Source organism: Thermaurantimonas sp., assembly GCF_046299575.1.
Lineage (GTDB): Bacteria > Bacteroidota > Bacteroidia > Flavobacteriales > Schleiferiaceae > Thermaurantimonas.
The window spans coordinates 147,351-163,315 of the sequence record NZ_JBKBHX010000002.1 but is presented as its reverse complement, the minus strand read 5'-3'; the positions used below and the strand labels follow the sequence as shown (position 1 = coordinate 163,315).

Sequence of the window (15,965 nt, the reverse complement as noted above, 5' to 3'; positions counted from 1 at the left end):
GTTCACCTGGCATGAAGCTGCGCTATACCATTATTTTAGCGATACTGGCTGTAACCCTTTTGTCTTTTGTACTTACGGGAGTTTATTTTTTATACCACTATAAAAAAGAAAGTGAAATTTATCACTTAGAGCGGTTGAGGCGAAAGGAGTATTCTATTACAGCCTCAATATCTCACCACCTAAACTCCAGTAAAATCCCCAAAAACCCCATTGCCATAGCTCGTGGTTTTAGCCAAAAAATTTGTGAAATAAGCGATGTGCACAATGTGGATATTGCTTTTTACGATTTAAACGGACGATTGCTCACAAGCTCTACGCGCATATCCGATCAAGACAGAAAGCTCTTTCCCTTACAGCTCGACTCAGCCCTTATCACTACAATTAAAATGAGCTTCGGCGACCGATATACATTGCAAACAATAATTGACAATCACAAGTATCTCTACGATTTTTTCTTTTTGTACGACGAAAACGGCAATGAGCTGTTGATCATCAATATTCCTTATCTGCTCGATCAACACTTTTTCAATAGGGAAATGAAAAATTTCTTTATCAATTTAATACAGATTTACACAATTCTCTTTTTAATTGCCATTGGAGCAGCCATTTTTCTGGCCCACACCATCACAAGACCTCTCGATAAACTTAGAGCACAGGTGCTGGCTAACGATAAAATTCAAGATTCAAAACCCATCACAGGAAAATATCCCTCTGAAATACAACAACTTGTAGATGATTACAACCGCGTGCTCCTCGAGCTAAAACACAGTGCTGAAAAATTAGCTGACAGCGAGCGCGACTCTGCTTGGCGCGATGTGGCCCGGCAAGTGGCACATGAAATTAAAAATCCGCTCACGCCCATGCGGCTAAATGTGCAGTGGATTGAGCGCTCTCTTAAAACATCGGAGCCAGAAAAGCTAAAGGAATTCTGCGACAGTATGATCACCCAGATCGATACCCTTTCGCGCATTGCTGACACCTTCTCCAGATACAGCAAGCTGCCTGAAATATCCCTTGAGCGTATTGACCTTTGCGAAATCGCCCGCCAAACCGGCAGTCTTATTACAGATCATCAAATTCAGATAGAAACGCCGGATAATCCCATATTTATAACGGGTGATAGAGGTCAAATAACACAAGCTTTAAATAACCTTTTAAAAAATGCAATTCACGCTACTGAAGGCCGGGAAAATCCAAAAATTACAATTCAGGTTACTGAAAATGAAGATGAAGCGCTGATTTCTGTGCACGATAATGGCTGTGGAATTGACGATGAATTAAAAGAAAAAATCTTTATCCCTCGCTTCACTACCAAAACTTCAGGTATGGGGCTTGGATTGGCCATAGTAAAAAATATTGTAGATGCTCACGGTGGGCGTATAGATTTGCAAACAACTAAAAATGTAGGATCTACCTTCACATTACACTTTTTAAAAAAATTACAAAAAAATGAATTACGCCAACCTACTTATTCAAAAATCGATTAACCGAGCAGTTATCACAATTAATCGCCCTGAAAAGCTCAATGCACTGAATAAGCCTACTATTGAAGAATTACACAATGCCCTCGCTACTCTGAAAAATGACAGAGAGGTGCGGGTAATCATCATTACCGGCGCCGGACAGAAGGCCTTTGTCGCGGGAGCAGACATCTCAGAATTTGCCTCTTATGGTGTAGAGGAAGGAAAACAACTTGCAGCTCAGGGTCAGAAGTTGCTGTTTGATTATATCGAAAATTATCCTAAACCTATTATAGCCGCCATCAATGGATACGCATTAGGTGGTGGATTAGAGCTGGCTATGGCATGCCATGTGCGCATTGCATCAAACAACGCCCGACTTGGACTACCCGAAGTTACCCTCGGACTTATCCCAGGCTATGGTGGCACGCAGCGTCTTGCTCAATTGATAGGTAAGGGAAAAGCACTGGAAATGATCCTTACAGCCGGCATGATTCAAGCCGAAGAAGCTTTACAATGGGGTCTGGTGAACAAAGTGACAAGCCAAGAAGAGCTGATGGACAATGCTGCTGCATTGGCTGATGCCATGTCAAAAAATTCATCAACTGCTTTAGCGGCTGCCATACGAGCCGTGAATGCAGGCTACGCTTACCAGCGCAGTGGCCTTGACACAGAAATTGAAGAATTTGGTAAGTGCTTTGGAACAGCTGATTTCAAAGAAGGGACATCTGCTTTTCTCGAAAAGCGCAAACCAAAATTTTCTTAAACTACGCTACATCAAATGGTAAATAATTTGATAATCATATACCACAAAATATTTTCGCCCCGCCAAATCATTGCACTTCACTCAAAATGAAAAATAGAGGTCCGGTTTCTAAATTTATAGAATACAATTTCAGACATTTCAATGCTGCAGCCTTGATGGATGCAGCCAAAGCCTATGAAAAACACCTCGATGAAGGTGGAAAAATGATGATTACTCTGGCGGGTGCTATGAGTACAGCAGAACTGGGGGTAAGCCTGGCAGAAATGATCCGTCAAGACAAAGTGCACATCATTTCTTGTACAGGTGCTAACCTCGAAGAAGACCTAATGAACTTAGTAGCGCACAATCACTACAAGCGCATACCCAATTACCGAGACCTCAGTCCGCAAGATGAATGGGAGTTGCTTGAAAACGGCTTTAATCGTGTAACCGACACCTGCATACCTGAAGAAGAAGCCTTCCGCCGTCTGCAAAAGCACATCTATAAACTCTGGAAAGAAGCTGACACCGAAGGTAAGCGCTATTTTCCGCATGAATACATGTATGAGCTCATTCGCAGTGGAGTTCTCGAACAGTACTACCAAATCGACCCTAAAGACTCTTGGATGGTGGCTGCGGCAGAAAAAAATCTGCCCATTGTAGTACCCGGCTGGGAAGATTCGACTATGGGAAACATCTTTGCCTCCTACTGTATAAAAGGAGATGTTAAACCCAGTGTAGTAAAATCAGGCATTGAGTACATGGTATGGCTGGCTGATTATTACATTAAAAACAGCAGTGGCAAGGGAATAGGTTTCTTCCAAATCGGAGGAGGTATAGCCGGTGATTTTCCGATCTGCGTAGTACCAATGCTCTACCAAGACCTCGAAATGGAAAACATCCCCTTCTGGAGCTACTTCTGCCAGATCAGTGACTCAACCACCAGCTACGGCAGCTATTCAGGAGCCGTTCCCAATGAAAAAATCACTTGGGGAAAACTTGGAATTGATACTCCAAAATTTGTCATCGAATCAGATGCTGCCATCGTAGCACCCCTCATATTCGCCTGGATTCTCGGTCAGTAATTGAAAGGTTTATGGAAAAAAAGAGAGTAATAGTCGATTACAAAAATATCACCAACAAGCTCCTCAGCCTGCTTTTGGAAACTTATCCCAATGGGTATGAGGATGCAATCATAAAATTTAAAAATGCCAAGAACGAATGGGTATCAGCTGTGCCCCTCGAAACCGAAGATACAAAATACCTTGTAAAAGTGAGCGTAGAACTCGCCGAGAAAGTGGAGAACTATTTGCTCACTGAAGAGGACGAGGAAGATGTACTTACCCCACCGATCATCGATGTGCCTCCTATAAGCGAAGTAGATGATAACGAATCAGAATCGGATGAAGAAGAGGATGTAAAGCCTCGCAAGAAAAAGCGCAGCACCGAAGATCGATTTATGGAAGCAGGCTTTGACCCGGAAGATGATTATGAAGACGATGATGAAGAGGAATACACCGATGAGGAAGACGAAGAGGATGAAGATTACTGATAATCAGATATTTTAAAAGACTTTTGAGCAGTAAAAGGGCATGAATCGCACATCATGCCCTTTTTTATTGCATCTTTGGGACAACAATTTTTTTCCGATGTTATGAAGGTATTTAAAATATTTGGATTATTTGTCTCAATTCTGGTACATATTTCTGCAGTAGCTCAGCTACATATACTTGTACAGCAGGTTCCTGCGAACACCCCGCTTTCAGCATCTATCTACATAGCTGGTAATTTTAACAATTGGAACCCTTCGGATACCACCACCATCATGACTAAGATCGGCTCACAATACTTTAAAACACTGTCAATCACGACGAATCCGATACAGTTTAAATTCACAAGAGGAAGTTGGCAGACAGTAGAAGGCAATCAGAACGGCGGCTATTTACCCAATAGAGTGCACATTTGGTCGCCTGGCGATACATTGAAGTTGACCATTTTGAGTTGGGAAGATCTGGGTAGCACAAATTCAACAGCAGCACACAATGTGTCAATCTTAAGCAATGCCTTTTTTATGCCACCACTGAACCGAAGCCGACGTATTTGGCTGTATTTACCTCCGAATTATGCCACGAGTACTGACAGTTTTCCGGTACTCTACATGCACGACGGGCAAAATTTGTTTGACCAATCTACCTCATTTGCCGGAGAATGGCAGGTAGATGAAACGCTCAACAGCTTGTATAGTTCGATGGGCAAATCCATCATCGTGGTGGGAATCGACAACGGAGGAACTCAGCGAATCAATGAATACAGTCCTTGGGTAAATAGTCAATACGGCGGTGGTCAGGGAGACCAGTACATCGACTTCATTGTGCAGTATCTCAAGCCGTACATCGACAGTGCGTATCGCACCCAAAAAAGCCGGAACAGCACCGGAATGATGGGCAGCAGTATGGGAGGACTAATAACCTTTTATGGAGGTCTGCGCAATCAAGAAGTATTTTCAAAGCTTGGCATTTTTTCGCCGAGTTATTGGTTTTCGAATCAAGTATGGAGCTATCCGGCTTCGGTTGGAAAAAAACATCCCATGCGTATCTATCAGCTTGCAGGTGGTTTAGAAAGCAATGGCTCTGTAGCTCAACAAATAGCTCAAATGAAACAAACCCTGATAGCAGCAGGCTTTGCTGAGCAAGGAATTCAGAATAAAGTTGTGCCAAACGGACAACACAACGAAGCATTTTGGCGTCAAGAGTTTGGAGAGGCTGTACTGTGGCTGTTTGCTGATCACTACTTTATGTCGAGTGATGAAGTGTCATCAGGTAAGCAAATTTCTATTTTTCCTAATCCTTTTAAAGATACGGTTTTTATACAGGTAAAAGATCAAAAAAACTATGAAATTATGGTTACCGATCTAACGGGAAGAGTTTACTATTTAGCCCGCCTTTCTGACCAACAATTAATAAATGGCCTTGACCTATCATGGCTAAAATCAGGGGCTTATGTTCTACATATAAAAAGTATTGAATGGAACATATCAAAAGTGCTGATACGGAACTGAGCAAAACTCAGCGATATGATCATGCATACCTTCGAATGGCCCAACAATGGGCACAGCTCTCGCACTGCACCCGAAAAAAGGTAGGGGCACTAATCGTAAAAGATCGAATGATCATTTCAGATGGATACAATGGCACCCCTTCGGGTTTTGAAAACGAATGTGAAGATGAGGCTGGTGAAACAAAATGGTATGTTTTACATGCAGAGGCCAATGCCATTCTTAAAGTAGCAGGAAGCACACAGTCGTGCCGTGGAGCTACGCTATACCTTACGCTATCGCCATGTCGCGATTGTGCCAAGCTGATTCATCAGGCCGGTATTTGCAGGCTTGTGTATATACGCAAATACAGCGACACCTCCGGATTAGAATTTCTTGAAAGAGCCGGCGTTGAGATTGTTCAATATCCTGAATTGGATAATACGACTGGTTAAAAAACAACTTTTGACTCTTTTCGTTAAAAAAATGTTTCGAAGTCCGATATGAAATCAAAACGCTCGACCTTTTGGCCTTTATATGCAGCCTTATCTGCAATTGCGGGGGTTTGGTTGGGCATTTTTATTTCTGAAAATCAAGCTCCCACCCAAAATAAATTTTCCTTATCTGAAAATCGCCTCAATAAGCTTCAGCGAATTTTTGCATTAATAGAAAACAACTATGTCGAGCGTGTGAATGTAGATTCTCTGATGGATTATGCTATTAATGACATCTTGCATAGGCTCGATCCGCACTCGTCCTTCATCGACTCAGCACAGTCTGGCGACATTGAGGAAGAGATCACAGGTAGGTATTACGGTGCCGGAATGGAATTTACAATAGTAAAAGATACAGCAGTGGTACTCACCGTATTTCCAGGCTCACCAGCTGCAAGTGCTGCAATTAAAGCCGGCGACAAACTGCTGACCATCGATGGCGAAAACCTTACAATAGCCCCTTATGTCGGTAACTTACAAAAAATTATCGAGCTTATACGAAATCCTAAGCGCAATAAAATTCGAATTACGTTGCTACGAGAAAACTCGAAATTTACCAAAACACTTGAAAAAGAGTGGATTGCAGTGCCATCGGTCAATGAAGGTTTTTACCTGCCCGGCGGTATTGCTGTGATTGGTATCGAGCGATTTGCAGAAAACACCTATCAAAACTTTTTACGAGAAGCGAAGAAACTGCGTATTGATACGGCAAAAGGAGTGATCCTAGACCTTAGAGACAATCCGGGAGGGCTCATGATTGAAGCTGTACGCGTGGCCAGAGAATTTCTGTCGGCGAACGATACGGTGGTGATCGTAGAAGATCGCTCCAAAGCCAGGGAGGCGGTAAAAGCAGTGAGCGATGGGCGCTTCAGAAAGTTGCCGCTTGTAGTGCTTGTAAATGAAGGTACGGCCTCTGCAGCCGAAGTATTGGCAGGAGCTATTCAAGACAATTCGAGAGGGCTCATTGCCGGCTCACCTACCTTTGGCAAAGGGCTGGTACAAGAAGAAAGCCTTCTGCCCGACGGTAGCCGTGTGCGGATTACTACGGCTAGATATTTTACCCCGTCTGGGCGTTCCATTCAATCACCTTATTTGCCCGAAATTCACAAACAAAACAGCGGTGATAGAAAAATTCACACGTCGAAAAACGGAAAAACCCTGCTGGAAAGAGGTGGAATACAACCTGATATAAACTTGAAATACAAAGAGCTACATCACTTTGCCCACAGCATGCAGTACATGATAAATCCGAGTGAAATAATGTTTGAGTACGTCAGTAAAAATGGAGAATCTTGGAAGAATATGGGCTTTGAACGTTTTTTAAAAGATTTTAAACCAACTTTTGAAGAGGCACTGCAGCTGATGGGTATGCGAAAAAATGCCTCGACCGAGGCTGCCTCTCAAGAAATGAAAGACTTCAGCATTTTACACGTAAAGGCTACCTTGGCCTACATGCTCTATGGGCCTCAAGCGGGAAAAAAAGTGATTAAAATGAATGACCCGATTGTACTGACTATTGCAGAGCAGTTCAACTCACAACTAACAAAAGAACGTACACGTGCAGATTAATCACTTAAGCTTTAAATCGCTTAATAAAGTGCAATACTGTGCTTTTATTGTAAATGGTTTACGATTTAGAAGTTTTTTAATGGCCATCAATCTTGATTGAAAATTTGATTTTTTCGCCTGCATTAAGGATACTTAAAGCGTGAGCCCGCGAAAGGTCATTGGCGGAAAGCGATGCTAAGCTGAAATAAAGTAGCGAAGCATTCCTAGTCAAAATATTTCAGTTTTACCAGCAATTTCGACTCCATCAGAGTCCCCTCACATCAACTTTTTAACTTTTGATAGTTCGGCCGGTGCACCCATTGAAAGTGCGCGTAAGAGAAAAAAATTTTTTACGCACTATTGCGACTGGCGTTGATATTGCCAAAGAAGCATCGCACTATAAGTTTTTGATAAACAGAGCGCTGAGGGTCTGACTCAGAAAGTTTTCGCACCTGCATTAGGGCGTACTGCTGAATGATGAGCAGGGGTAAAATCATCTCTTCGCGCATGGTAATGGATTTGCGATTGGTAGGGGCCTCTTCGAGCAGCTCATTGTAGCCGCTGATATACAAAAGCATAGAGCGCGTGAGGTCGGCTTCGTTTTTTAAATCAAACCAGATTTCGGCAAATTGTTGATCATTCCTGAGGTAGGCAGTTAATTCAAAACGAGTTTTGGCCAAAGACTGCATACTGTTTAAGACAAGTGCACGAAAATATCTGGAATGGCGAAAAATATCTTTAAGGCGAGGACCGTGACCGGCCTCAACTGCTGTTTGAAGGGCTGTACCGAAGCCGTAATAGCCAGGAACATTTTGCTTCATCTGTGCCCATGTTCCAACGAAGGGAATGGCGCGAAGGTCGTCGAGTGAAAGTTTATCGGTACGACCGCGTTTGGCAGGGCGACTACTGATGTTGGTTTCAGCATAGTATGGCAAAGGGGTGGCTTTGAGTAAATAGTCAGAGAAAGCAGGGTGATTTTTCAGGCTTTCGTATTTGCTGTAAGCTTTGTCAGCAAGTTGGTAGAGAAACTGGGCATCTTCGTCTGAGAGGGTGGGTGTAGAATTTCTGAAGAGATAGCGACCAACTCCGGCGGTAAGGAGTTGCTCAAGATTATATCGTGCAGCTTGATGGTTGCCAAATTTGGAAGAAATGGTTTGACCCTGGATGGTAAGCTGAATTTCACTGCAAGCGATATCAGCTCCTTGGGCGGCATAATAGAGATGCGTGTCGCCACCGCCACGGGCAGGCGGACCCCCGCGACCGTCGAAAAAGATGGGTTCAATGCCGTAAGTGCGGCAGAGTCGAGTGATGACGACTTTGGCCTGGTAAATTGCGAGGTTAGCTTTTAGGTAACCACCATCTTTGGTGCCATCGCTGAAGCCAAGCATAATGGTTTGGCGATTGCCGTGTGCAGCAATCCATTGCCGGTAACCGCGGTGATTAAACAGTGTAGTTAAAATTTGCTCAGAATTGTCTAGATCTTTTACCGTTTCGAAGAGAGGTATGGGCTGTATGCGAAGGTAGAAGTCGCTGCCTGCTGCTGTAAGTAGAAATTTTAGGATGGCGAGGTCTTCTGCGTTTTGGGTATTTGAGATGATGTAGCGCTCGATGGCCATTGGACCGTTTTTGATGTGGATCATAGGCAATGCCCTGATGAGTCTTACAACGTCGGCCAGATCTGGTGATAAATAGAGCAGTTCGTCAGAAAGGAGGTTGCACTCCAGGTTCCACCAGAACTCGAGCTTTTGCTCTATGGAAGAGAGCGCTTTATAATTTTGTTCAAGACCTCTATACGATAAGAACTCAAATGCCCACGATCGATGTACCCGTGAGTCTTGACGAATGTCAAGGGGAGCGAAGTGAAAGCCAAAAGTTAGAATTTGACGGATGAGGGCATCTACATCGTCACAATAGAGATTCATGAATTTCTGCCGAAGTTCTTCCCGAATGTATTGCAGATCGGCGATTACTTCATCTGGGCGATTGTAGTAATTGTCGTCATGACGATAAATGGTTGATTGAAGGCGAAGCTCGATTTCCCGAATTTTGAGGTCAATACCAGGAAATGTGAGCTTGCGCTTAAGAGTGCGCACATCGCGCAAATAGCATCTCAGTATACTCTCTTTCAGTCGTTTACAAGTGTCGATGGTGGTGTCTGATTTTACAGTCGGGTTTCCATCGCGGTCGCCTCCGGGCCAAAAGCCTGTCGTAATGAGTTTAGGATTGAATGTATAGGTTGGCACTTTTTCAAGAAGCAATTGATGAATTTGAGCGTTAACGTCGTAGAAAATGTTTTCCAGATACCAAATGAGCGAAATGGCTTCTTCCAGTGGAGTGGGTTTATTGCGACGATACATAGCACTGAGACCGAGCTGCCGCATTAACGTTGTTACATCTGAAGGACTGCCTTTGCGAATGGCCTGCTCCATATCGGTAATGATGCTGAGTATATGCCCCGGATAAAACTGCGTAGGATGTGCAGTAAGAACCACCCGAACACCAAAAGTGGATAAAACTCTGCCCAAAGCGCTCAGTGAATTTTCGGCCTTTGCCTCTTCGATAAGAAATGATAAAGTGCCTTTGCCCTGTAAATCGTGAAGTTTTTCAAAAGCTGCATCTTCAACGGCATCAAATAATACCACTTGCCGCTCTATGTACTGAACAACTCTGAAAAGAAAATCAATTTTCTCTTCCTCACTATCTGTAGGATAGTGATCATCAAAAAAGTACTGTAATATTTCTTCAGGTGACTTACCCGCTGCAAGACCCTCTAACGATTTTTTGTACAAAATGGGCACATAAGGACCGGCAGCCTGTATACCGGGATAAGGTAATGTTAGAAAAAGGCTATTGTATAGGTGGTATGTCAGAGAGACGTATTTATCATACACTTCTGAAAAATCCATAGAAAGGCTCGATTTGGTCAAAAATACTATTTAAAAGCTTTTTTGACCAATTTTGATGAATCTCAAGGATCAAAACTCTCTTTTTTGATCGTCTGAAAGAGTGCCTTTAAAGGATACCTAATGTGCAGATATTTAATAGATACAAATTTGATCTAGCAATTCAAAGAGCTTCTTACTTTTCGAATGCCCTCCACCACCTTGAGGTATGGTGACTGTTGCCTTCTGGCTTCCTGTGGCATCTGCTATTGTAATAGCGTAATAATTGCTGCCATCTTCATTTTCAAAAGAATCGTCGCTAAGGTCAGCGACCAGTTTTACCAACTTTTTGTGCTCAGTTGAATTTTTTGAAAGTACTGTTGAGCAGTCGAGATAAGGCTCAAAATCCTGAATGGAATAATTAATTACGTACACTGTAAGGGTATCCCCATCCTCTACACTGATGGCTGGTGCGCAACTTAAAAGTGATAAAGCCAGGGCAAAAGCCCCGGCATATAAGAAATTTTTCATACAGTCATGATATCAGCCTCTTTTTTCTCAAGCATCTGATCGACTTTTGAGATGTAGAGGTTAGTGAGTTTTTGAACTTTTTCTTCAGCGTCTTTTATGGCATCTTCTGCAATTCCCTGATTTTGGAGTTTTTTAAGTTCGTCATTAGCTTCTTTACGAGCAGCACGTATGCCCACTCGGGCATGTTCTGCTTCAGCTCGGCTTTGTTTTACAAGTTCTTTACGACGCTCCTCTGTCAGGGGTGGAATATTAATAATGACCATTTCGCCATTGTTTTGCGGATTTAGGCCGAGACCGGCATTCATGATGGCGCGCTCGATTTCGGGAATCATTTTCTTTTCCCAAGGTTGAATGGTGATGGTGCGAGCATCGGGTACCATTATGTTGGCCACACTGTTTAATGGGCTCATCACACCGTAATATTCAAGTTTTATACTTTCGAGTAAAGCGGGATTTGCCTTACCAGCTCGAATTTTTACAAGTTCTTTTTCCAAATGATGGAGAGCTTTTTTCATGCTCTCTTCGGCTGTTTCGAGTACGAGTTGTATTTCGTCCATTTTACAAGTATTAATTTTTGACAATTGTACCAATATTCTCGCCAAAAATTACCTTTCTAAGGTTACCTGGCTTATTCATGTCGAAGACAATTATGGGCAGATTGTTTTCACGGCTAAGGGTAAAGGCTGTCATGTCCATTACATTCAGGCCTTTTTCGTAAACTTCTTTAAAAGAAAGTGCGTCGAATTTTACTGCGTTTGCGTCCTTTTCAGGATCAGCAGAGTAAATTCCATCTACTCGAGTACCTTTTAAAATAGCTTCGGCATCAATTTCAATGGCCCGAAGAGTAGCGGCTGTATCTGTTGTAAAGTAGGGATTACCTGTGCCGCCAGCGAAAATCACTACCCTACCCTTTTCCAGGTGGCGGATGGCACGCCGACGAATAAAGGGTTCGGCGATTTTATTCATCTCAATGGCCGACATGCAACGGGTATAGATGCCTTCATTTTCGAGGGCTGATTGAAGCGCTAAAGAATTAATTACTGTGGCTAACATACCCATGTGGTCGGCTTGCACACGGTCCATACCGGTAGCCGCCCCTGAGACACCTCTAAAAATATTGCCTCCACCGATGACGATGGCCAACTGAAGACCTTGAGAAACAACGTCTTTTATTTCATTTGCGTATTCTTTAAGTCGTTTAGGGTCTATACCGTAGTTCTGACTTCCCATCAGAGCCTCACCGCTCAATTTTAGTAGTACACGTTTATATCTCATTCGTTTTGTGTGATTAAAAATTAGCCACTTTTAAATAAGGAGTGATCGAGGTTCTCACCAAAAATGCTCCGTTGAATGTTCCCATCAGGCTTTCACGTACGCCCTCGGCTTCAATTCGGTCTCTGAAATCGCCTACCTGAATTTTGTAATTTGGCATTTCAAAAACCAAATAGACTGGGTAAGGTAAATTTTGTGCTAAATACTGAGCTCTAATGCGGTCAGCCGATTGCTTGTTTCCGGTAAAAAGCTGAATTCTATACCCTGTAACTCGACTTTTATTTTCAAATCTCCTTTTATAGTTAATAAAAATTTGCCGTGTCGTCTCGCTCATTTCTTCTTTTACTTGAGCATTTGCTGTAAAAAGGGACAAAAGGGTAAGAAAAAATGCGAAGAATAATTTTTTCATGACGCGGTGTAGCATAAAAAAGCCCGCTCAATGAGCGGGCCAAAGTTATATCAAATTTTATCTAATTACTGTAAAAGTACCTCGTTCTTCCTGCTCGTTATCGCCAGGGGTCGCATATTTAATAAGGTATGTGTACACTCCGGCAGGTGCTTCTTTTCCCTCGTAAGTGGCATCCCAACCTTTGTCTGGGTCGTCGGTTTCAAACATCAGTTGGCCCCACCGGTTGAAAATCTGCATGCTAAATCTTGTGATATCGAGGTATTTAAATTGAACTCTGAAAATCCTGTTATCCAATATTGGCGAACCTGGTCTTATAGCGTTTGGAACAAAGAGCTTAACTTTTTGATTGACGCAGGTTTCGTTTGAAGTACTTACAAAAGGACCAAATCCCGGAGGTATGGGCAATGTGTTAGTGCCTTCGACGGCAATTACTTTATAACAATAAAGATTTTCTGAACCTTCAAACGACTTTATGTCGTCAAGATACATTGTATCGGTGCCTGTTATTACAACGGGCAATAATTGCCAAGCACCGAATTCACCCACTTTACGCAATATTTGATATTGGAATACTCCTCCATTGAATTCAGTGTATGGATTCCAATGAACTCTGTTTACATCGCTCCTCAAGGCTTTGGCTTTTACCACAATGTTGCGAGCGTGATTTGATACTGCGCCGATGGTGTCACAATTATTTACCCCTACGACTCGGTAGAAATACGATTGATTGATATCCACCTTGTTATCAGTAAATGTATGTCTGAAGGGAGGTACAGTATTATGCGGGAATCTGACGATTTCGTAGAAGGGTCCATTGGCTGAATGACCTCTTTGGAGCACGTACTCTCGAATGTCGGCGTTACCATCGTAGAAGAATTCAAGGTGAATTGCATTATTTTTTACCTCAGTATAAGGAATATACATTAGACTTGACGGAATAAGTACACCAGGATTCATACAGGTAATTTGTGAAACTGACCTTAGTCCATTCGAATGTATGGCTTCGACCCGATAGCAATAATCAGCTCCTTCTTCAAAACTTGTTTGAACGTAGAAAGTATCGTTTGGTGTACCAGTAAAGAGCAACTGATTGGGCAAGTTTCCAAGAATGGGTGAATTTATGTCGGCATACACTTCGTAACCGACCAGGTCATTGCCCCAGCCGTTATAACGATTCCAGAAAAGGGTATTTGTACCATCACAAACCCTAAGTATATAATTTATTAGCAGGGTATTGTGCCATTGAACTACCTGGTCGTCCGAGAAGTTTCCGCAGCTATCTGCTGATATCACACGGAAATACTCAATCTGATTGCCTGCATTTGAAGCCTGCCATACATGCGGCAGTGGGTCATTTAAGTCAAGTGTATCGACTATTGACCAGGTATTTGTAAAAGGATTTCCGCTTAGGATGTAGTATTTTACCACATCTCCCGATTTACTGGGTAGAAAGTCGATTTGTGCCTTGTTATTATTTACCGTCACATAGACGATGTTCATTGTATCGGTATTCGATATATCTGTAAAGTAACCGTCGCTGATATTGGAAAAGGCAAAACAAGTAGATCCGCTATCAGGCTGAGCGCGTATTTGAAATGCGACTGTATCTCCGCAGGCGTTAACTGTATCGGTGTAGGTAAAGAGCTTGGTAGAATCGAGTTTTACCCAATTGTTCGAACCTTTGGGTACTTCAGCCCAAATGGAAAAGAACTTGTCAGAACTTCCATTTACTTTGATGTCGTTCCAGGTCATTTGGCCAAACTGACCGTTGTTTGGCGGGAATACATTCAAATTGAGTTCAATGGCTCGAAGAGTATCGGAATTTGAGCTGTAGTTACATCCCATGTTCGAAGCCACATAAAAGCTCCATCCAATTGCCGGTGTAAGTGGCTGTGTTGTGTATGTGTTGGTAGCCCATCCATATAAGGTATCGAGCGGAACATAAGGGCCAGCAGGATTAGGACTACCGTAAACGATGTAGTAATTAAAATTATAACCTGTATCTTGAGGAGGCGTCCAGTTCAGTTGATACACCCCATTGTTGTTCAGTCGGTTTACACAGTGTAAACGAGCTGAATCAGCGGATGAAGCATTGATGATTACCCTTACTGTAGCGATGGCAATTGCCGGCGACGGGCAATAATTGTCGGACATTCGAAGGGTAAAGACATATTCATTTAGTCCTGTAATACCACATATCGAATTACTACTGAGGTGATTACAATCAGTTCTCCAGAAAAATTTAATCGCGTTGTTAACCGGATTTGTATAGCCGGTTTGACCTGGTCCGGGATGCATCACAGCGCAAGGTGGAAAATCACAACTATTCGTATCCGTAAAATTAGCACCTACCTGACCACCGGCAGCGAAAAAACGTACCTGCTGTGGTATGGCAGGAATGTTGGTCGGAGGTAAGGGATTCAGATCAACGTCCTGAGCTAGCAGGTTAAACTGAATGGTATCTTTAGCTTTTGCATATACCGTCAGATTATTACCTGAAAGTGTGTAATTTAAATTTCCGATGGGTGAAATGGTAAGCGTGGGGGCATTGTTAGGAGGATTGCCTGGTATTTTCTGACAATTCACAATCGAGATCTGAACATCCCTGTATACCTCTGCGATTGGCACTCCTCCACAAAATGATGTAACCCTGATTACAAGCAAATAGTTACCTTCTGTGATGTTGCCTATCTGATTGATTGTAATACTTCCTGTATTTGGATCTATTGTAGTGGGTCCGTTTGGAGCATTTGTGGGAAATGGCTGATTAGCTGAGTACCCAGTAGCCCATGCCATAGGAGTACCGTTATTACCAAGTCCGTTTGCGAAGGAATACTGTACGGGATCAAGGTCTTTATCGAAAGACAATGGGCTGTATATCTGAGGATTGCCGGCACAGATTACAACAACAGGAGGCTCAAGAAACTGTGGTGAATTGTCGTAACAAGTAGAAGCGTTCATAAATCCTGTGCCCGTAAGATTAGGTTTGGGAAGCATAACACTGCGAAACCAGGCACTCTGGGATGAAGCACCAACAATGTTTATCGAATTGTTTCTGCAGCATACATTCCAGCTTACAATCCATCCTTGTGAAGGAGGGGTTCCTGTCAGCATTATGGGAGCGGATTCGTAAACAAATTCTGCCACGGCACCGTATGATTGTCCATTCCAGTTGCAAGGCGTAAATTGAGGAGGACATTGTGGATTCTGTCCATTGTAGGGAGGTTGATTATTTGGTGTACAGCGCCATTCCCAGTTTGGATTCCAGCACTTTGGTGAAATATCTTGTCTGCTGATGCGGTTTACTGTAAAATTCGTGACGCCACCTAATGTTGGATAATTCTGGATCTGAAGCTGCTGAGTAAGGCTAGTTTCAAACTGATTTATTACAGTACTACCACATTCTCCGTAGATTTTAAAAGTGAAAATCCAACCACCATTGGGTGCACAGCGCCATGTGATTTCTCCACCTCGAATATGACTTGCATTAATTTGTTGGGTAAAAAAAGAAGAGAGAGATAGGATTATGAATACGAGTAAAATTTTGCGCATCCTCATTTGATAGACCTTATTTGATACAAATTAAAAGT

General features: G+C 42.7%; 13 protein-coding genes. 7 read left to right on the top strand and 6 right to left on the bottom strand.

Features of this window, described 5'->3' with window-relative positions; genetic code table 11:
- Positions 1-11: 11 nt before the first annotated feature.
- The 7 genes from ACK4EX_RS03205 to ACK4EX_RS03175 all read left to right on the top strand — a co-directional run bounded on the left by ACK4EX_RS03205 (position 12) and on the right by ACK4EX_RS03175 (position 7,302).
- Complete coding sequence (locus ACK4EX_RS03205) at positions 12-1,487, top strand: sensor histidine kinase (protein WP_409769648.1); 1,476 nt, start codon at positions 12-14, stop codon at positions 1,485-1,487.
- Positions 1,450-2,226 (top strand): enoyl-CoA hydratase/isomerase family protein, encoded by a 777-nt coding sequence (locus ACK4EX_RS03200; protein ID WP_409769646.1) that lies wholly within the window; start codon positions 1,450-1,452, stop codon positions 2,224-2,226. Before ACK4EX_RS03205 ends, ACK4EX_RS03200 begins: the two co-directional genes overlap by 38 nt.
- A gap of 86 nt (positions 2,227-2,312) precedes the next feature.
- Positions 2,313-3,290, top strand: coding sequence for a deoxyhypusine synthase family protein (locus tag ACK4EX_RS03195; RefSeq protein WP_409769644.1), 978 nt, complete (start codon positions 2,313-2,315; stop codon positions 3,288-3,290).
- An 11-nt stretch (positions 3,291-3,301) separates the two neighbouring features.
- Positions 3,302-3,757, top strand: coding sequence for a DNA primase (locus ACK4EX_RS03190; protein WP_409769642.1), 456 nt, complete (start codon positions 3,302-3,304; stop codon positions 3,755-3,757).
- 102 nt (positions 3,758-3,859) lie between these two features.
- Positions 3,860-5,263, top strand: coding sequence for an alpha/beta hydrolase-fold protein (locus ACK4EX_RS03185; RefSeq protein WP_409769640.1), 1,404 nt, complete (start codon positions 3,860-3,862; stop codon positions 5,261-5,263).
- Positions 5,230-5,694 carry a deoxycytidylate deaminase gene (locus tag ACK4EX_RS03180; protein WP_409769638.1) on the top strand — a complete coding sequence of 155 codons (465 nt, stop codon included), beginning with the start codon at positions 5,230-5,232 and terminating at the stop codon, positions 5,692-5,694. Before ACK4EX_RS03185 ends, ACK4EX_RS03180 begins: the two co-directional genes overlap by 34 nt.
- Before the next feature lie 48 nt (positions 5,695-5,742).
- Positions 5,743-7,302: a S41 family peptidase gene (locus ACK4EX_RS03175; RefSeq protein WP_409769636.1), complete on the top strand. Its 1,560-nt coding sequence runs from the start codon at positions 5,743-5,745 to the stop codon at positions 7,300-7,302.
- 329 nt (positions 7,303-7,631) lie between these two features.
- Here ACK4EX_RS03175 and ACK4EX_RS03170 read toward each other — a convergent pair whose 3' ends face one another.
- The 6 genes from ACK4EX_RS03170 to ACK4EX_RS03145 form a co-directional block, all read right to left on the bottom strand.
- Complete coding sequence (locus ACK4EX_RS03170) at positions 7,632-10,187, bottom strand: phosphoenolpyruvate carboxylase (RefSeq protein WP_409769634.1); 2,556 nt, start codon at positions 10,185-10,187, stop codon at positions 7,632-7,634.
- A gap of 132 nt (positions 10,188-10,319) precedes the next feature.
- On the bottom strand, positions 10,320-10,694 hold the full coding sequence (locus tag ACK4EX_RS03165) for a hypothetical protein (RefSeq protein ID WP_409769632.1): 375 nt from the start codon (positions 10,692-10,694) through the stop codon (positions 10,320-10,322).
- Positions 10,691-11,251 (bottom strand): ribosome recycling factor, encoded by a 561-nt coding sequence (gene frr, locus ACK4EX_RS03160; protein ID WP_409769630.1) that lies wholly within the window; start codon positions 11,249-11,251, stop codon positions 10,691-10,693. Before frr ends, ACK4EX_RS03165 begins: the two co-directional genes overlap by 4 nt.
- 10 nt (positions 11,252-11,261) lie before the next feature.
- Positions 11,262-11,969: a UMP kinase gene (pyrH, locus tag ACK4EX_RS03155; protein WP_409769628.1), complete on the bottom strand. Its 708-nt coding sequence runs from the start codon at positions 11,967-11,969 to the stop codon at positions 11,262-11,264.
- 13 nt (positions 11,970-11,982) lie between these two features.
- Positions 11,983-12,375: an SPOR domain-containing protein gene (locus ACK4EX_RS03150; protein ID WP_409769626.1), complete on the bottom strand. Its 393-nt coding sequence runs from the start codon at positions 12,373-12,375 to the stop codon at positions 11,983-11,985.
- Between the two features lie 57 nt (positions 12,376-12,432).
- Positions 12,433-15,933: a gliding motility-associated C-terminal domain-containing protein gene (locus tag ACK4EX_RS03145; RefSeq protein ID WP_409769624.1), complete on the bottom strand. Its 3,501-nt coding sequence runs from the start codon at positions 15,931-15,933 to the stop codon at positions 12,433-12,435.
- Positions 15,934-15,965: the final 32 nt, after the last annotated feature.